The sequence below is a fragment of the Stenotrophomonas bentonitica genome (assembly GCF_013185915.1).
GTDB lineage: Bacteria > Pseudomonadota > Gammaproteobacteria > Xanthomonadales > Xanthomonadaceae > Stenotrophomonas > Stenotrophomonas bentonitica.
Genome location: NZ_JAAZUH010000001.1, coordinates 1,641,877 through 1,658,598, shown reverse-complemented (window position 1 = coordinate 1,658,598; position 16,722 = coordinate 1,641,877). Strand labels below are relative to the sequence as shown.

16 protein-coding genes are annotated in these 16,722 nt (G+C 68.3%); 12 read left to right on the top strand and 4 right to left on the bottom strand.

Translation table 11 applies throughout. The features are described from left to right. Window positions 1-117 precede the first annotated feature (117 nt). The 7 genes from HGB51_RS07345 to HGB51_RS07315 all read left to right on the top strand — a co-directional run bounded on the left by HGB51_RS07345 (window position 118) and on the right by HGB51_RS07315 (window position 7,721). Window positions 118-645: a hypothetical protein gene (locus HGB51_RS07345; protein ID WP_070207301.1), complete on the top strand. Its 528-nt coding sequence runs from the start codon at window positions 118-120 to the stop codon at window positions 643-645. Window positions 646-667: 22 nt separating this feature from the next. Further along, the gene (locus HGB51_RS07340; RefSeq protein ID WP_070207302.1) at window positions 668-1,177 is read left to right on the top strand and encodes a hypothetical protein; all 510 of its coding nucleotides are present in this window, start codon (window positions 668-670) and stop codon (window positions 1,175-1,177) included. Window positions 1,178-1,186: 9 nt separating this feature from the next. Next, window positions 1,187-2,407: a DNA-binding protein gene (locus tag HGB51_RS07335; protein WP_070207303.1), complete on the top strand. Its 1,221-nt coding sequence runs from the start codon at window positions 1,187-1,189 to the stop codon at window positions 2,405-2,407. A gap of 43 nt (window positions 2,408-2,450) precedes the next feature. After that, the gene (locus HGB51_RS07330; protein WP_070207304.1) at window positions 2,451-3,086 is read left to right on the top strand and encodes a Vgb family protein; all 636 of its coding nucleotides are present in this window, start codon (window positions 2,451-2,453) and stop codon (window positions 3,084-3,086) included. Between the two features lie 39 nt (window positions 3,087-3,125). Continuing rightward, complete coding sequence (locus tag HGB51_RS07325) at window positions 3,126-3,626, top strand: RNA polymerase sigma factor (protein WP_070207305.1); 501 nt, start codon at window positions 3,126-3,128, stop codon at window positions 3,624-3,626. 76 nt (window positions 3,627-3,702) lie between these two features. Further along, the gene (locus tag HGB51_RS07320) at window positions 3,703-4,659 is read left to right on the top strand and encodes a FecR family protein (protein ID WP_070207306.1); all 957 of its coding nucleotides are present in this window, start codon (window positions 3,703-3,705) and stop codon (window positions 4,657-4,659) included. A gap of 134 nt (window positions 4,660-4,793) precedes the next feature. Further along, the gene (locus tag HGB51_RS07315; RefSeq protein WP_070207307.1) at window positions 4,794-7,721 is read left to right on the top strand and encodes a TonB-dependent receptor; all 2,928 of its coding nucleotides are present in this window, start codon (window positions 4,794-4,796) and stop codon (window positions 7,719-7,721) included. Between the two features lie 36 nt (window positions 7,722-7,757). Here the strand turns inward: HGB51_RS07315 and HGB51_RS07310 are convergent, their stop codons facing one another. Continuing rightward, the gene (locus HGB51_RS07310; protein ID WP_070207336.1) at window positions 7,758-8,003 is read right to left on the bottom strand and encodes a DUF2789 domain-containing protein; all 246 of its coding nucleotides are present in this window, start codon (window positions 8,001-8,003) and stop codon (window positions 7,758-7,760) included. 159 nt (window positions 8,004-8,162) lie between these two features. Here HGB51_RS07310 and HGB51_RS07305 point away from each other — a divergent pair, with 159 nt between their 5' ends. Both HGB51_RS07305 and HGB51_RS07300 read left to right on the top strand, forming a co-directional pair. Beyond that, window positions 8,163-8,750 (top strand): biliverdin-producing heme oxygenase, encoded by a 588-nt coding sequence (locus HGB51_RS07305; RefSeq protein ID WP_070207308.1) that lies wholly within the window; start codon window positions 8,163-8,165, stop codon window positions 8,748-8,750. A 28-nt stretch (window positions 8,751-8,778) separates the two neighbouring features. After that, window positions 8,779-9,141 carry a YbaN family protein gene (locus tag HGB51_RS07300; protein ID WP_070207309.1) on the top strand — a complete coding sequence of 121 codons (363 nt, stop codon included), beginning with the start codon at window positions 8,779-8,781 and terminating at the stop codon, window positions 9,139-9,141. Between the two features lie 44 nt (window positions 9,142-9,185). On the opposite strand, the gene HGB51_RS07295 is transcribed toward HGB51_RS07300, so the two are convergent. Next, the gene (locus HGB51_RS07295; protein WP_070207310.1) at window positions 9,186-11,213 is read right to left on the bottom strand and encodes a sodium-translocating pyrophosphatase; all 2,028 of its coding nucleotides are present in this window, start codon (window positions 11,211-11,213) and stop codon (window positions 9,186-9,188) included. 317 nt (window positions 11,214-11,530) lie between these two features. Between HGB51_RS07295 and HGB51_RS07290 the strand changes: the two genes are divergently transcribed. After that, window positions 11,531-12,034 (top strand): hypothetical protein, encoded by a 504-nt coding sequence (locus HGB51_RS07290; protein ID WP_070207311.1) that lies wholly within the window; start codon window positions 11,531-11,533, stop codon window positions 12,032-12,034. A 67-nt stretch (window positions 12,035-12,101) separates the two neighbouring features. On the opposite strand, the gene HGB51_RS07285 is transcribed toward HGB51_RS07290, so the two are convergent. Both HGB51_RS07285 and HGB51_RS07280 read right to left on the bottom strand, forming a co-directional pair. Further along, window positions 12,102-12,905 (bottom strand): hypothetical protein, encoded by an 804-nt coding sequence (locus HGB51_RS07285; RefSeq protein WP_070207312.1) that lies wholly within the window; start codon window positions 12,903-12,905, stop codon window positions 12,102-12,104. A gap of 121 nt (window positions 12,906-13,026) precedes the next feature. Next, window positions 13,027-14,283 carry a 6-phosphofructokinase gene (locus HGB51_RS07280; protein WP_070207313.1) on the bottom strand — a complete coding sequence of 419 codons (1,257 nt, stop codon included), beginning with the start codon at window positions 14,281-14,283 and terminating at the stop codon, window positions 13,027-13,029. A gap of 140 nt (window positions 14,284-14,423) precedes the next feature. Here HGB51_RS07280 and HGB51_RS07275 point away from each other — a divergent pair, with 140 nt between their 5' ends. Continuing rightward, window positions 14,424-14,987 (top strand): adenylate kinase, encoded by a 564-nt coding sequence (locus tag HGB51_RS07275; RefSeq protein WP_070207314.1) that lies wholly within the window; start codon window positions 14,424-14,426, stop codon window positions 14,985-14,987. Between the two features lie 370 nt (window positions 14,988-15,357). Further along, complete coding sequence (gene mpl, locus HGB51_RS07270; RefSeq protein WP_070207315.1) at window positions 15,358-16,722, top strand: UDP-N-acetylmuramate:L-alanyl-gamma-D-glutamyl-meso-diaminopimelate ligase; 1,365 nt, start codon at window positions 15,358-15,360, stop codon at window positions 16,720-16,722.

The following is a 16,722-nucleotide window of genomic DNA, read 5'->3' as shown; positions in this document are numbered from 1 at the left end:
AGGTGGGGCGTGGCCGACTGTTCGTTGCGGCATGGGCCGACCCTCGCCCGCGCACCCGCCTGATCCTCCCGGCGCCCGGGCCGGCGCACGGTAGAGCTCCTTCCACGGAGCCCGACCATGACCCTGCGCACCGCCTGTTTCCGCCATCTGCTCCCCCTGTCCGCCGCCCTGCTGGCCCTCCCGTTGGGCGCGTCGGCCCAAGGGATGGCCGGCCCGCCGCGTTACATCGACCTGGCCGACCGTCTCGCGCCCGGCGAGACGCCCGACGACACTGCCTACCGGGAGCTCGACCGCTGGCTGGCCGACGAGTTCACCGACGCCTGTCCCGACGCGTTCTGTGCCGGGCGTATCGGCAACTACCGTCCGCTGCGGCTGGACTGCGTGGTCGACACCCGCCAGGACCGGATCCACACCTGCCGCTATGCCGTGGTGGCCAGCCAGACCTGGGTGCACCCGGGCACCGGCGCGGTGCGTACCGAACTGAGCCAGTGGTACTGCCCGCTGCCGCTGCCGTACGCGCTGTCGGCCGAAGACTTCCTTTCCCATATGGGCACGCTGCAGCCGGACAGCTCCGGCTACCTGTTCAACCGCCTGCCTGGCGGGCAGGTCTCGCTGTTCGACGTGCTGCGCCGCTGCCTGTCCTGATCCCCCGCCAAGGAGAACCGCCATGACCGCCTATCTACCGCTGGTCCATATTCCCCTGCTGGCCGCTGCGCTGGCCGTTCTGCCTGCCGCGGAAGCGCCGGCGCAGGCCGCGCAGGTTGCCCCGCCGTTGCACGTCGACCTGGTCGACTACCCCACGCCGCAGGCGAACTGGTCCGCGTTCCGCGACCTGCGCCGCCGTCTGGAAAGCGCCTTCGACGACGTCTGCCCGGACACGTTCTGCGAAGGCGAGTTCACCGACTACGCGCCGATGAAGCTGCGCTGCTCGGTCGAGAAGGCCAGTGGCAGGGTGAGTGCGTGTGGCTGGGCGTTTGCGGCCAGTGAGATCGAAGTCGATCCGGTCAGTGGCGCACTACTGCACCGGCAACCGACCTGGCTGTGCCGCTTCCCGCTCGGTGCACGGACCTCGGTGGGGGCGCTGCTGGCGTCGCTCGATGGGCCACAGCCGCTGTTCCAGTCGCTGCCGGGCACCAGCAAGACGATGTTCGACGCACTGGCCGAGTGCCTGCGTTAGCCTGCGGGCATGGATTCACTGCTTACCGCCGCCGCCCGTGCCCTTGCCGCCGGTGATGTGCTCACCGCGCTGGGGCACGTGTCCCTGCGCGGCGACCCACCCGCGCTTGCGCTGCGTGGCGTGGCCATGGCGCAGCTGGGCGAACTGGAGCGGGCCCGCGACCTGCTGCGCCAGGCCCAGCGGGGCTTTGGTCGCGAGGAAGTACTGGCACGTGCGCGCTGTGTAGTGGCCGAGGCCGAAGTGGCGCTGGCGCTGCGCGACCTCGCCGGGTCCAGTACGCCCTTACTGGCAGCCGCACTCGCCCTGCAGACGCGCGGTGACCCGCACAACGCACAGCAGGCGTGGTTGATCCTGGCGCGCCGCGCACTGCTGCTGGGACGCCCGCAGGAAGCGGTCACTGCGTTGGCACAGGTACGGGCACGCGCGCAGGCACCGGCGCTCGCGGCGATGGCCGCATTGACCGATGCCGCGCTGGCGGCCTGTGCACTGCAGGTGCCGCAGGCACAGGCTGCGTTGCTGCTGGCGGCCGACGCGGCCCAGGCATCCGGCATCGCCGCACTGCAGGCCGAAGTCGCGCATGCGAGCAGTCAGCTGGCGCAGCCCGCAGCACGCAGGCTGGCGGAGGGCGCCGCAATGCCGCTGGACCTGGCCGCCGTACAACGCCTGCTCGCGTCGCCTGCGTGCGTGATTGACGGCTGTCGGCGGGGTGTCTGGCAGTCGGGGCAGTGGCGCTCGCTGGCACGCCGCCCGCTGCTGTTCGCCCTGCTGCGTGCGCTCGGCCAGGCCTGGCCGGGCGACGTGGATCGCGACCTGTTGATTGCAGGGGTGTTCCGTACCCGCGCCGGCGACCACACCCACCGCGCGCGCCTGCGCGTGGACATTGGGCGCGTCCGCACGGCGCTGCAGGATCTGCTGGAGATCGAAGCAACCGACACCGGGTACCGGTTGTGCGCACCGACCGGTATTGACGTGGCCGTGCTGGTACCCCCGCGCGATGGCGAGCCGGCGGCACTGGAAGCGCTGCTGGCCGACGGCGCGGCCTGGTCCACCTCGGCACTGGCGCTGGCGGTGGGCGCAAGCCAGCGCACCGTGCAGCGCGAACTGGCGGTGCTTGAAGCAGAAGGCGCGGTGCGCAGCCATGGGCGTGGGCGCGCGCAGCGCTGGCTGGGCACGCCGCTGGCCGGATTCACGACGATCTTGTTACTCCCTGTCTCGCTGCCAGGCGACTAGTGTCATGGCCAGGCACCCTTCCAACGTGCCAGGAGATGCTCAGATGAACACTGCAACTGCTGAAGTCACCCGCGAATTCGGCCCGTTTGCCGGCGCCGACGCCGTGCATGGGGTCAGCTTCGATGGCCGCCACATCTGGGCCGCCACCGGCGCGGCCCTGCTCGCGATCAATCCGGACACCGGCCAGACCGTGCGTTCGCTGCCGGTACCCTGCGACGCCGGCACCGCCTTCGATGGCACGCATCTGTACCAGATCGCAGAAGCGCGGATCGACCGGATCGACCCGCAGACCGGCCAGGTGCTCGGTTCCATTCCTGCCCCCGGTGAAGGCAGCGACTCGGGCATGGCCTGGGCCGAAGGCAGCCTGTGGGTGGGGCAGTACCGCGACCGTCGCATCCACCAGATCGATCCGGCCGACGGGCGCGTGATCCGCACGATTGAATCGGACCGCTTCGTCACCGGCGTGACCTGGGTCGACGGTGAGCTCTGGCATGGCACCGACGACGGCGAACGCAGCGACATCCGCCGCGTGGACCCGGACAGCGGTGAGGTGCTGGAACGGCTGGAGATGCCCGACGGCCAGCACGTGAGTGGCCTGGAAGCCGACGGTGCGGGCCTGTTCTACGCCGGCGGCGGGCGCAGCGGCAAACTTCGCGTGGTGCGGCGGCCACGGGCTTAACGTGACTCATTCTCATTTGGAGGGTAAGATGCCGCGCCCATGTCGTCCAATGCCTCGACCCTCACCGATCTGCTGATCCGCGAACGCCCGGCGCTGCTGCGCCTGGTGCGGCGGATCCTGGGCAGCGACAGCAGCGCTGAGGATGTGATCCAGGCGATCTGGTTCAAGGCCCGCGGAGTCGACGGCAGCGTGGCCATCGACAACCCGCGGGCCTATCTGTACCGTCTGGCCACCAACCTGGCCACCGACCAGGGCCGGGAACGCAGCCGCCAGGCGCGGCTGTTGGCCGACCACTACCTGTGGGGGCCGGATGAAGTGCTGTCCACGGAAGAACAGGCCATGGCCCAGGACGAGCTGCAGCGCGTGCTGTCCGCCGCCGACCACCTTCCCGAACCGACCCGCACGATCTTCCGCCTCAACCGGCTGCAGGGGCTGACCCAGGCGGAGATTGCCCGGCGCCGTGGCGTGTCGGTCACCACCGTGGAAAACCACGTGCGGGCCGCGTTGCAGCGGCTGGCGTGGGCGCGCAGCGGGCGGTAAGGCGCATGGGCTTGGGGAAGTGCCGTTCCCGCACGTCTTGATGGTAACGGCGCCACGATCGCGTTTCCTGCCAGCCATGAGCCCGCATAACCTGCCCAGAAAGCCCACCGCACCGATACCGCCCGACCTGCTTGCCGAACAGGCGCAGGCGTGGATCGCGTGGCTGGCGTGCGGCGCGGTCGAACCCGAGCGCATGCAGGCCTTCGAGCAGTGGTTGAAGCAACCCGGCCACCGCCGCGCGTTCGAGTACGAACGGCAGCTGTGGCAGGCGGTGGCGCAGCCGCCGGTGCGCGCCCACCGTCCACGGCGTCGGCGCGCGCCGCGCATCGCGCTGGCGGCTGCGGCAGTGCTCGCGCTGCTGTGGGTGGCGCCGGATGCCTGGCTGCGCCTGCGCGCCGACCACCGCAGCGGCAGCGAAGTGGTGACACTGGCATTGCCCGATGGCAGCCGCGCGGTGCTCGATGCCGACTCGGCAATCGCCGTGGACTACGACGACAGCGAGCGCGGCATCCGCCTGCTGCGCGGCCGCGCCTGGTTTGAAGTCGCGCCCGGGCACGCGCAGCCGTTCCGGGTCCGCGCGCAGGGTGGGGTAGTGGAAGACATCGCCACGGCCTTCGCGGTGGCCGAGACCGAACACGGGGTGGACGCCGAAGTGTCGCAGGGACAGATCCGCGTCGCGGCGACGCCGGAAGGCGGCTGGACCTACCTGCTGGCCGGGCAACGCGCCGGTTTCGCGCGTGGCGGGCAGGTGCTGCGCCACGCCGACCTCGCGCCGGACCGGATCGCGGCATGGCGCGAGGGCGAGCTGCTGCTGGATGCGGTGCCGGTGCGCGCGGCGGTCGACCAGATCGCGCGGTATCGCACCGGGCCGACCTTCGTGCGCGGCGACCTGTCGGCGTTGTCGCCGGTCAACGCCGCGCTGCGCGTCGACCAGCCCGAGCAGGCGCTGGACGCGCTGGCGATGTCGGCCGGCCTGCGCGTCACCCGCCTGCCGCTGGGCGTGGCGATCGTGAGCCGCGCGGCGACGCACTGAAATCGATCTTGGGGACGTGCGCCCCGCACACGTCTTACCCCCGAACGTACCCGCCGCCGCCACGTACTTCGCAGCGCCCGCACATCGTGCGGGGACGCCGTCTGCACGGCATCGCCTTTCCTACAGGTTTCAACATGCTTTCCAACTCCCGACCGCGCGCGTTGCCGCGCCCGTCCCGCCTGTGCATCGCCCTGCTGGCGTGCGGCTTGGCCGCTGCATCCGCAGCGCCGGCGCTGGCCCAGTCCGCCGACACCGCCGCACTCTCCACCGTGCAGTCGTTCGACATTCCGGCCCAGCCGCTGGCCGACGCGCTGCGCAGCTACATGCGCCAGTCGGGTGTCCAAGTGGCCTATCCGGCGGCGCTGGCTGAAGGTGCCACCTCCACGGCGGTGCGCGGCACGCTGGATGCGCAGAGCGCGCTGGCGCAGCTGCTGGGCGGCAGCGGGCTGGCCCCGCGCGTGCTTGGCCCGGGTGCGGTCAGCCTGGAACGTGCCACGCGTGGCCAACGTGCCGACGGCGTGATCGTCACCGACACCCTGCGCGTGGCCGGCGACCAGTCCAGCGCAGAGGGCGGCGACAACGAACGCGCTCTCGAGGTTTACCGCAGCAGCGGCTCCAGCGTGTACGTACCGCGCGCCACCATCGAACGCTTCCGCGGCACCTCCACCGCCGACATCGTCAAGGGCGTGGTCGGCGTCACCGCCGGCGATCCGCGCACCGCCAATGCGCTGGACCTCAACATCCGCGGCATCCAGGGCCAGAGCCGCATTCCGGTCATCATCGACGGCGGCCAGTCGACCATGGACACCTACCGCGGCTATGCCGGCCAGTCGCAGCGTACCTATCTCGACCCGGACCTGATCTCCAGCCTGACCGTGACCAAGGGCCCCAGCCTGGGCGCGAACGCGTCCGGCGGTATCGGTGGCGTGGTGGAAATGGAAACGCTGAACATCGGTGACGTGCTGCGCGAGGGCCAGGACGCCGGCCTGCGCGTGCGCAGCGGCGTGTCCAACGGCAGCGCCCGCGACCTGCCGGCCTACAATGCCGCACCGCGCACCGACCGCAACAGCCTCGGCGGCCAGTTCTTCAACATCGCCGGTGGCAAGCACTGGGACCGTTTCGACCTGGTTGCGGCATACGCCTGGCGCGACACCGGCAACTACTACTCGGGCAAGCACGGCTACGATGACTTCCCGCAGACCCGCCGCACCCTGGCGCCGTTGAACCCGCCCAACACCGAAGTGTTCAACACCTCGTCCAAGTCCAACTCGGTGCTGCTCAAGGGCACCTGGCGGATCGACGACAGCCAGACCCTGGAAGCGGGCTACCGCCATTACAGCGGGCGCCAGGGCGAGATCATGGCCTCGCAGATCATCCGCGTGGACCGCGACCGCGTGCCGCAGTGGGAGCCGGGCAGCGTCGACCTGGATGCCTACAACCTGCGCTACCGGTTCAACCCCGGCAACGACGTCGTCGACCTCAAGGCCAACCTCTGGTACACCGAGGCCGACAGCCTGATGTACAACGGCCTGACCGGCATCACCCCGTGGTACTTCGACCGCCGCACCGAGTGGTACGACGGCCCGACCTTCAACACCGATCCGGGTTACAAGGACGCTTACCGCAATGACATGACCCAGAAGCGGTTCGGCCTGGACGTGTCCAACACCACGGTGCTGGTCACCGACAGCGCGGGGTTGTTCACCTTCGACTACGGCCTGGCCTTCAGCGACGAAGACGTGGGCCCGGGCGAGAACGCGCCGATCAAGCACGACGACCTGATCAACAACCGCTTCCTGCGCAACGCCGCGCGCAAGGAATACAGCGCGGTGGCGTCGATGAAGTGGCAGCCAGGCGAGCGCTGGGACGTGCTGCTCGGCGGGCGCTTCAGCCGGGTCAGCATCCATGACCGCAACCGCCTGGCCACGCCGGACGGCGAGGAAGTGATCGGCCAGTACCGCTACACCCAGCTGCTCAACGGCAACCCGGCGCTGCCGGCCTGGCGCGCGCAGCGCATCGCGATGCTCAACTGGTACCCGGACGCGAACGGCCAGTTCACCGAAGCCTCGCTGCTGGCCTCGCCGTACAAGAAGGGCACGGTGGCCGACATCACCGGGTGGAACTTCCACGACGTTACCGCCACCGAAGACCTGGTGGTGCCCACCAGCTGGACCTGGTCGCAGCCGATCCGCCGTACCGACCACGCGTTCATGCCCACCGCCAGCGTCACCTGGCATGCCGACGAAGACACCCTGCTGTACATCAAGTACGCCGAAGGGGTGAAGCTGCCGAGCCTGTTCGAAAGCACGCTGGGCCTGTTCACGGCGGCCAAGCCGATCGACGGGGAGCTCAAGCCGGAACGCGCTGCGACCTGGGAAGTGGGGGCCAGCACGGTGAAGCACGACCTGTTCGCCGACGGCAACCAGGCCGCGTTCAAGCTGGCTTACTTCAACACCCGCATCGACGACCTGATCACCCGCGACTACCGCACGCTGTCGGCCGGCTACATCCGCAACATCGACCGCTTCAAGGTCTCCGGCCTGGAGTTCCAGTCCAGCTACGATGCCGGCAAGGTATTTGCCGATCTGTCGGCGCATTACTACTTCGAGGCCAAGACCTGCGCGCCGGACATCGCCGCCGAGCGCCGCGCCTATGGCGTGCAGCGGAAGATCGCCGAGCTGGCTGCGACGCCGGACTGCGTGGACGGTGGCTTCGAGGGTTCCTACAGCAACACCCAGAACCCGCCGCGCTACACGGTCAACCTGACCCTGGGCTCGCGCCTGTTCGACCAGCGGCTGAGCTTCGGCACCCGGGTGATCCACAACAGCGGCCCGATCAGCAAGCTCGACAAGGAATGGAATGTGGGCTTGTCGGCGATCCAGCAGCTGTACCAGCCGGCGACGGTGGTGGACGTGTTCGCCAGCTGGCAGGCCAGCGCGCAGCTGGCGTTCGATTTCAACGTCGACAACCTGACCGACCGCTACTACCTGGACCCGCTGGCGCTGGGCGTGATGCCGGCGCCGGGCCGGATCATGCGCCTGGCGGTGACCTGGCGGTATTGATCAGATGGGCGCGGCACTCGCCGCGCCCATTTCCGTTCACGCCTTGGTCGCGTCCGCGTGCAGTGCTTCGTTCAACTCATCGACCACGATGGCCCAATCGGCATCTTCCTTCAGCTCTTCGCCCAGGAACTGCCGCTGCGCATCATTCCAGAACGGCGCTTCGGCCAGGGTGACATCGGCCGGCAGCTGATGGTCGAGGATGAACCGGGCAATGGCCTCCTTGCTGGAGTCCAGTCCCAACTGCTCGAACAGGTTGGTCATGCGCGATTCGGTGGTGTCCATCATGGCGATCCTTGTGGGGCGGAAGAATGCGCCATTATCAACACCCCGGGGTGAGGATGGCATCGCCCCCCAATCCGGCTTGGGGTAGTCTGCGTGGCAGGCGTCTTACCCGTGTGACGCGCGCTGCGCGGCACTGCCACCTTTTCCTGCCAGAACGCCATGAACGCCACCGAGACCCTTGAAGCCACCCGCAGCCAACGCCTGAAGGCCGCTACCCGCGACAGCCACGGCGCGCTGGACAAGCGCATCATGGCCGGCGAGATCTTCGCCGACCGCGACCGCTTCGCCCGGTTCCTGCGCGTGCAGTACCGCTTCCACCGGGACATCGACGCGCTGTACGCCAATGCCGCGCTGGACGCGCTGCTGCCCGACCTGGCCGAGCGCCGGCGGCTGCCGCAGGTCACCCGCGACCTGCACGACCTGGAACAGGTGCTGCCGGGCCCGGTGCCGATGCGGCTGGGTCCGGACCTGCCGTTGGCGGCTGCGCTGGGCTGGCTGTACGTGGCCGAAGGCTCCAACCTCGGCGGCACCATCCTGTACAAGATGGCGGGCCAGCTCGGCCTGGACGCGGACTTCGGCGCCCGCCACCTGGCGGCCCATCCCGATGGCGCGGCACGTCATTGGCGCGCGTTCACCGCCGCGCTCGATACGGTGGTGCTCACCGCCGAGCAGGAACAGCAGGTGATCGACGCCGCCGACGCGGCGTTCCGCAGCGTGCACGACCATGTAGAACTGGAGTTCGCATGAGCGCTGACGGCCGCGCCCGGGCACCCTGATGCGCTGGCTCTGGTTCTGCCTGGGCTGGGTGATGGTCGCGCTGGGCGTGATCGGCGCGCTGCTGCCGGTGATGCCGACGACGATCTTCCTGATCCTGGCAGTGGGTTGTTTCGCGCGCAGCTCACCGAAGTTCGAGCGGAAGTTGCTGGAGCACCCGCGCTATGGGCCATCGCTGCGCGCCTGGCGCGAGCAGGGCGCGATCAGCCGCAAGGGCAAGGCCTTCGCCGCCGGAGGCATGGCCTTCGGGTTCGTGATGTTCCTGTGGGGCGCGCGGCCGTCTTGGCCGTTGTTGCTGGGCGTGGCGGTGTTCTTTTTAGCCAGCGCGGTTTACGTGTTGTCGCGTCCGTCACCGGTCCCCTGACGAACTGCCGCGACGCCCCCAAGGACGTCGCGGCCCCAACCGAATTACAACAACGGCACCAGCAACAACGCCACGATGTTGATGATCTTGATCAACGGATTGATCGCCGGCCCTGCCGTGTCCTTGTACGGATCGCCCACCGTGTCGCCGGTCACCGCAGCCTTGTGCGCTTCACTGCCCTTGCCGCCGAAATGCCCGTCTTCGATGTACTTCTTCGCGTTGTCCCAGGCCCCGCCGCCGGTGGTCATCGAGATCGCCACGAACAGGCCGGTCACGATAGTGCCGATCAGCAGGCCACCCAACGCACGCGGCCCCAGCAGCAGGCCGACCACCACCGGCACCGCCACCGGCAGCAGCGAGGGCACGATCATTTCGCGGATCGCAGAACGGGTCAGCATGTCCACCGCGCGGTCGTACTGCGGCTTGCCGGTACCTTCCATGATTCCCGCGATCTCGCGGAACTGGCGGCGCACTTCTTCCACCACCGCACCCGCCGCGCGGCCAACCGCCTCCATCGCCATCGCGCCGAACAGATAGGGGATCAGGCCACCGATCAGCAACCCGATGATCACCGTGTGGTCGGACAGGTCGAACGCGAACACCTCGCCCGGATGCGCGGCCTGCAGGTTGTGGGTGTAATCGGCGAACAGCACCAGCGCGGCCAGTGCCGCCGAGCCGATCGCATAGCCCTTGGTCACCGCCTTGGTGGTGTTGCCCACTGCATCCAGCGGGTCTGTGATGTCGCGGATCTCCGGCGGCAGCTCGGCCATCTCGGCGATGCCGCCGGCGTTGTCGGTGATCGGCCCGTACGCATCCAGCGCCACGATCATGCCCGCCATCGACAGCATCGAGGTGGCCGCAATCGCGATCCCGTACAGCCCGCCATGCAGGTGCGCCAGCCAGATCGCCAGGCATACCGCGATCACCGGCAGCGCGGTCGACTTCATCGACACGCCCAGCCCGGCGATGATGTTGGTGCCATGCCCGGTGGTCGAGGCCTGCGCCACGTGCTGCACCGGCTTGTACTGCGTGCCGGTGTAGTACTCGGTGATCCACACGATCAACCCGGTGAGGATCAGGCCGATCAGCGCGCAGATGTACAGGTTCATCGCCCCGTGCGCGTTGTCGGGCATCAGCTGCTGGGTGATCGGGTAGAACGCGATGGCCGCCAGCACGCCGGACACGATCACGCCCTTGTACAGCGCGCCCATGATCGAACCGCCGGGCTTCACCTTGACGAACAACGCGCCGATGATCGAGGCGATGATCGACACCCCGCCCAGCACCAGCGGGTACAGGATCGCATTGCGCCCGGCCTCGGCGATCATCAGGCTGCCCAGCAGCATGGTGGCGATCACCGTGACCGCGTAGGTTTCGAACAGGTCGGCGGCCATGCCGGCGCAGTCGCCGACGTTGTCGCCCACGTTGTCGGCGATCACCGCCGGGTTGCGCGGGTCGTCTTCGGGAATGCCGGCTTCGACCTTGCCGACCAGGTCCGCGCCGACGTCGGCGCCCTTGGTGAAGATGCCGCCGCCCAGGCGCGCGAAGATCGAGATCAGCGACGAACCAAACGCCAGCCCGACCAGCGCATGCAGCGCCGCGCCGGTGCCCAGCCCCAGCCGCAGCAGCAGCGCGTAGTAACCGGCCACGCCCAGCAGGCCCAGCCCGACCACCAGCATGCCGGTGATCGCGCCGCCGCGGAACGCCACGTCCATGGCTGCGCTGAGGCCGTTGCGCGCTGCTTCGGCGGTGCGCACGTTGGCCCGCACCGACACGTTCATGCCGATGTAGCCGGCCGCGCCGGACAGCACCGCACCGATCGCGAAGCCGATCGCCGTGTACCAGCTGAGGAAGATTCCGACCAGCACGAACAACACGATGCCGGCGATGCCGATGGTCAGGTATTGGCGGTTGAGGTAGGCGCGCGCGCCTTCCTGGATGGCGGCGGCGATTTCCTGCATGCGGGCATTGCCGGCCGGTTGCCGGAGGATCCAGCGTGCCGACACGATGCCGTAGAGAATCGCAAGGATGGCGCAGAACAGCGCAAGTGAAAGCCCATAACGTTCCAGCATGTCCCCTCCCGGGTGATGGATGGCATCCAGTCGACGGACGAACCTCACCACGCGGGGCACAACGGGCTGCAACGATGGACCAACCCGTTCAGACCGTCCCCGGTCATCAAGCGTGTGGCTTTGTTCAGCAATCCTGGTGCCCCCGAGTATGCAGTGAAATTCCCCATCCTGCCCATCGCATGCGCCAGGCCGCGTGGCGAAGCCCACCTGCCGGACGCACGAGGCGGTAGAGCCAGGCCCTGCCTGGCCTGGCCCTTGGCGCGACATTCATCCACCACCCGCCAACCTCACCTGCAGACCCCCACAGGCGCCGCCCCATGTCCCCCCGCCACCTCCTCCTCCTCACCCTCCTGCCCACCTTCGCCGCAACCGCCGCCGAAACCCCCGAACTGCAGCGCCCCATCGGCGCCCCGCAGGCGATCAACGCCGTCCACACCCTGCGCCAGATCCCCGAAGCCTGCGCCCGCCTCGAAGGCACCTTCACCGGCGACGCGGCCCAGCCCTACAAGTTCGCCGTGGTCCGCACCAGCGAGCAGTGCCAGCCCCGCGCCCGCTTCGTCGATTACACCAAGGCGCAGCCCAGCGAAGCCAAGGGCTGGAAGCTCAATGATGTGATCCGCGTCCCGAGCGCGGCCTGCCCGGCGCAACAGGCGGTGGTGCGGGTATGGCGCCTGCCGGTAACCCAGAAGACCGAACTCGACGGCCAGGGCCAGTCGCGGATCTACCTGGAAGAAGCCAAGAAGCAGGCCGCCGCCGGCAAGATCGCGCAGATCCCGATGTTCGCCGCGCAGATGACGATGGAAGGCAACGCCTGCCAGTAACCGGCATGAAAAAACCCGGGCGGCAGGGCCGTCCGGGTTTGGGTATCGCTGCAGCGGGGAGCGGGGCTCAGTTGCCCTTGCAGTCCCGCAGCCACATCACGCGGTTGTTCTGATCGTAATGATCGATCACGCCCTTCAGGGTGACGTTTTCCTTCGGGCGCAGCGCCATCGCATACGCGGTCTGGCTCGGCGCGAAACGGCAGGAGATGGCGACGCTGTCGAAATCGATGCCACCGCTGGGATTGCCGCCGACATCGAAGCCGGTGTTGTAGCCGTTGCCGTCCTTGAACACGGTGATCACGCGACCGGTGATCGCGTATTCCTTGCCCTGGTAACGCGCTTCCATCGCGCCCGGGTTGTCCTTGTGCTGCGAGCGCAGGCGCGAACCGAACTCACGGGCCGTAGTGTTCACCACCGACGCCTTCGGGGTAGCCGCTGCCAGCTGCTCGCCGGCCTTGCCCGGCTTGACCTGGGTCAGCAGGTCGCACATCGCCTTCTTCACGCCATCGGTGCTGGCGAACGCGCCCGGATTGACCTTCAGAAGCAGGCCGACCGTACCGGTCCCGCCCTCGTTGGTCGCACTGACGATCAGCGGCAGGTTCTTGTGCATGCCGGTCTGCGGTTCTTCGATCAGCATCGAGCCGCTTGCAACATCTTCGTCGATCACGTCCATGTTGGCGTTCTTGGCAATCACGCGCATCTGGCCAATGGCGCTTGGCACGGTCAGGCCCGGGTGGCTGACCGAAGCGGTGAAGTTGGTGCCCTTCAGTGGGTTGCCCTTCTTGAGGAACGAGCTTTCACAGGTATCGGCGGCAAACGCCGGGGCCGCCGCAGCGAGCAGCAGCACGGCAAACAGAGGGGTGCACTTCATGGTCGGGTACTGTCCTTGTCATCGTCCGCAGGGCGCGGAGGGTGGGTCGCGGTTGCGAACGCCGACGTGTCCTGCCGGCGTTGGGGGATTGTAGGCGGCACCGGAGGGTGTCGCAAACCGCTTACGCCTCGAAGGCTGGCAATTTCTTTTTTACCGCCACGTTCTTCAGCGTTACGTACTTCGGCAGACCATCCGCGCCGTAGGGCAGGGGGGCTTCGCCCTTGATCAGTGGCGACAGGTACGCGCGGGCCTTGTCGGTGATGCCGAAGCCGTCGCGGCGGATGAAGCTGGCCGGCATCTTCTTCTCGTGGTTGGCCACCTTGTGCAGCGGCGCCGGCTCGATCTTCCAGCGGTACGGCGCGTCGCTGCTGCGCACGATCACCGGCATCACCGCGTTCTGGCCCTTCAGTGCGTACTGCACCGCGGCCTTGCCCACCGCCTGCGCCTGTTCCCAGTCGGTCTTGGAGGCAATGTGCCGCGCCGAGCGCTGCAGGTAGTCGGGCAGGGTCCAGTGCACCTTGTAGCCCAGCGCGTCCTTGACCCGTGCGGCCAGCTGCGAGGCCACGCCGCCCAGCTGGGTGTGCCCGAACGAATCCTTACCGCCGCCGGCGTCGGCCACGAAGCGGCCATCGGCGGTCTGGATGCCTTCCGACGCCACCACCACGCAGTGGCCCACGCGCTCCACCACCTGCTTCACCTTGGCCAGGAACGCGGCCTCGTCGTAGGCGCGCTCGGGCAGCAGGATGATGTGCGGCGCCTCATCGGGCCCGTTGCCGGCCAGCCCGGCGGCGGCGGCCAGCCAGCCGGCGTGACGGCCCATGGCCTCGTACACGAACACCTTGGTCGAGGTTTCGGCCATCGCCGCCACGTCCAGCGCCGCTTCGCGCACCGACACCGCGGTGTACTTGGCCGCCGAGCCGAAGCCGGGGCAGGTGTCGGTCACCGCCAGGTCGTTGTCGATCGTCTTGGGCACGCCGATGCAGGTCAGGTCGTAATCGAACGCCTTGGCCAGCTGCGACACCTTCCAGGCCGTGTCGGCCGAATCGTTGCCGCCGTTGTAGAGGAACCAGCGCACGTCATGGGCCTGCAGCACCGCCAGCAGGCGCTCGTAGCGGGCACGGTCGGCGTCCAGCGACTTGAGCTTGTAGCGGCACGAGCCGAACGCCCCGCCCGGGGTATGGGCCAGCGCCGCGATGGCCGCCGCCGATTCCTTCGAGGTGTCGATCAGCTCCTCGCGCAGCGCCCCCAAAATGCCGTTGCGCGCGGCCAAGACCTTGATTCCCTTGGCCCTGGCGGTGCTGATCACAGCGGAGGCGGTGGCATTGATGACGGCGGTGACGCCGCCTGACTGGGCGTACAGCAGGGTACCTTTGGACATGGTCGGACCTTGGTCGGGGGGAAGGACATTGCAGGGACATTACCGGTATGAGGTAAAGTGCGTGTATTGCGGTGCAGCGTGATTGTGGACAATCCCGGGGCGCGCGCCCTTCCGTTTTTTACCAAGTTGGAGTCAGGTTGATGCGATTGGTTCTGTTGGGACCGCCCGGTTCGGGCAAGGGGACACAGGCGACGCGCCTGAAGGAACACCTGGGCATTGCCCACATTTCCACCGGCGACCTGCTGCGTGCCGAAGTGGCCGCCGGCACCGAGCTGGGCAAGCAGGCCAAGGCCGTGATGGACGCCGGCAACCTGGTGTCCGACGACATCCTGCTGGGCATGCTCGAATCGCGCCTGGGCCAGCCGGACGTGGCCAAGGGCTTCATCCTCGACGGTTACCCGCGCAACGTGGCCCAGGCCAACGCGCTGGATGTCCTGCTGGCCAAGATCGGCCAGCCGCTGGATGCCGTGGTGCAGCTGGACGTGGCCAGCGAACTGCTGGTGCAGCGCATTGCCGGCCGTGCGGCCGAGCAGGGCCGTGCCGATGACAATCCGGAATCGGTGCGCCAGCGCCTGCAGGTCTATACCGACCAGACCGCGCCGGTGGTGGATTTCTATGCAGGTCGCGGCACCCTGGCGCGCGTGGACGGCGTGGGTGAACTCGAAGAAGTGGAAGCCCGCATCCACGCAGCCATCAAGGGCTGAACAACCTACACGCGCACGCCCGGTCCTATCGGAACCGGGCGTGCGGTGTAGAACGCCAGCGATCAGGCCTGCTCAGAGCCTCACAATATGAGCCCCCCGTGGGATGGCCTCTTGGGGAGTAGGACCATCGGGAGTACTGCGGCTGGCGCGATGAATTGTGTCCGTATTCACAGTACGTCGCTATCAGGGATTCCCCTACAGCACGCAAATACATGCGTGCTGTAGTCCCACAGTTTGCTGCGCAAACCGTGGGCCCCTTTGTCTGCTTCCAGACCCCCGCCGCTACGCGGCCGCCCCCTGACTCAGGGGGCTCTCCCCCCAGATGCATTGCGCCTCCCCTTCATGGTTGGCTTTGGGCGACAATCGTCCGATGAGCACGATCCACATTCTTGGTATTGCCGGCACCTTCATGGGCGGCGTGGCCGCGCTGGCGCGGGAACTGGGCCATACGGTCCGTGGCAGCGACCAGGCGATCTACCCGCCGATGTCCACCCAGCTCGAACAGCTGGGCATCGCCCTCGACCCGGGCTATCGCACCGACAGCGTCGCCAGCGACTGCGACGAAGTCGTGGTCGGCAATGCGCTGTCGCGCGGCAATCCGGCGGTCGAAGCCGTCCTCGATGCCGGCCAACGCTACATTTCAGGCGCGCAGTGGCTGTCCGAGCAGGTGCTGCCGGGCCGCGACACGCTGGCCGTGGCCGGCACCCACGGCAAGACCACCACCACCACCATCCTGACCTGGCTGCTGCAGGCCGCTGGCCGCGAACCCGGCTTCCTGATCGGCGGCGTGGCTGAAGACTTCGGCGTCTCCGCACGGATCGGGCAGGGCCGTGAATTCGTGGTCGAAGCGGACGAGTACGACACCGCGTTCTTCGACAAGCGCAGCAAGTTCGTGCACTACCGCCCGCTGGTGGCGATCCTCAACAACCTCGAGTACGACCACGCCGACATCTTCCCGGACGTGGCCGCGATCCAGCGCCAGTTCCACCACCTGGTCCGCACCGTGCCCGCGCGCGGGCGGCTGATCGTCAACGGCGAGGACGCCTACCTGGCCGAGGTGCTGGCGATGGGTTGCTGGACCCCGGTGGAGCGCTTCGGCTTCGACCCCGGCCTGGAATGGCATGCCGAGCTGGTCAACGCCGATGGCAGCGCCTTCATCGTGCACCACCGTGGCGTGGCGCTGGGCGAAGTGCGCTGGTCGCTGCTCGGCCGCCACAACGTGCTCAATGGCCTGGCGGCACTGGCGGCCGCGCATGCGGTTGGCGTTGCCCCGGCCACGGTGATCCCGGCGCTGGCGAACTTCCGCAGTGTCAAGCGGCGCATGGAAGTGATCGGCGAGGCGGGTGGCATCACCGTCTACGACGACTTTGCCCACCACCCCACCGCGATCCACACCACGCTGGAAGGGTTGCGCGCCAAGGTGGGCGCCCGCCGCATCGTGGTCGCGATGGAGCCGCGCAGCAATTCGATGCGGCTCGGTGCGCATGCCGAGGCGCTGGCGCCGTCGCTGGCGCTGGCCGACGCGGTGGTGTTCCTGCACCGCCCGGAACTGGCGTGGGACGCCGCCAGCGTGATCGCTGCGGTGCGCGGCCAAGCGCATGCGGTGCCCGACACCGACGCGTTGCTGGTCCAGCTGGGTGACATCGTGCAGCCCGGCGACCACGTGGTGTTCATGTCCAACGGGGGCTTCGACGGCGCGCCGCGCCGGTTCCTGGCCCAGTTGCAGGCGCGGTGA

Coding starts and splice junctions, on each gene's coding strand:
- HGB51_RS07345 (WP_070207301.1), top strand. CDS start 118: ATGACCCTGCGCACCGCCTGTTTCCGCCATCTGCTCCCCCTGTCCGCC.
- HGB51_RS07340 (WP_070207302.1), top strand. CDS start 668: ATGACCGCCTATCTACCGCTGGTCCATATTCCCCTGCTGGCCGCTGCG.
- HGB51_RS07335 (WP_070207303.1), top strand. CDS start 1,187: ATGGATTCACTGCTTACCGCCGCCGCCCGTGCCCTTGCCGCCGGTGAT.
- HGB51_RS07330 (WP_070207304.1), top strand. CDS start 2,451: ATGAACACTGCAACTGCTGAAGTCACCCGCGAATTCGGCCCGTTTGCC.
- HGB51_RS07325 (WP_070207305.1), top strand. CDS start 3,126: ATGTCGTCCAATGCCTCGACCCTCACCGATCTGCTGATCCGCGAACGC.
- HGB51_RS07320 (WP_070207306.1), top strand. CDS start 3,703: ATGAGCCCGCATAACCTGCCCAGAAAGCCCACCGCACCGATACCGCCC.
- HGB51_RS07315 (WP_070207307.1), top strand. CDS start 4,794: ATGCTTTCCAACTCCCGACCGCGCGCGTTGCCGCGCCCGTCCCGCCTG.
- HGB51_RS07310 (WP_070207336.1), bottom strand. CDS start 8,003: ATGGACACCACCGAATCGCGCATGACCAACCTGTTCGAGCAGTTGGGA.
- HGB51_RS07305 (WP_070207308.1), top strand. CDS start 8,163: ATGAACGCCACCGAGACCCTTGAAGCCACCCGCAGCCAACGCCTGAAG.
- HGB51_RS07300 (WP_070207309.1), top strand. CDS start 8,779: ATGCGCTGGCTCTGGTTCTGCCTGGGCTGGGTGATGGTCGCGCTGGGC.
- HGB51_RS07295 (WP_070207310.1), bottom strand. CDS start 11,213: ATGCTGGAACGTTATGGGCTTTCACTTGCGCTGTTCTGCGCCATCCTT.
- HGB51_RS07290 (WP_070207311.1), top strand. CDS start 11,531: ATGTCCCCCCGCCACCTCCTCCTCCTCACCCTCCTGCCCACCTTCGCC.
- HGB51_RS07285 (WP_070207312.1), bottom strand. CDS start 12,905: ATGAAGTGCACCCCTCTGTTTGCCGTGCTGCTGCTCGCTGCGGCGGCC.
- HGB51_RS07280 (WP_070207313.1), bottom strand. CDS start 14,283: ATGTCCAAAGGTACCCTGCTGTACGCCCAGTCAGGCGGCGTCACCGCC.
- HGB51_RS07275 (WP_070207314.1), top strand. CDS start 14,424: ATGCGATTGGTTCTGTTGGGACCGCCCGGTTCGGGCAAGGGGACACAG.
- mpl (WP_070207315.1), top strand. CDS start 15,358: ATGAGCACGATCCACATTCTTGGTATTGCCGGCACCTTCATGGGCGGC.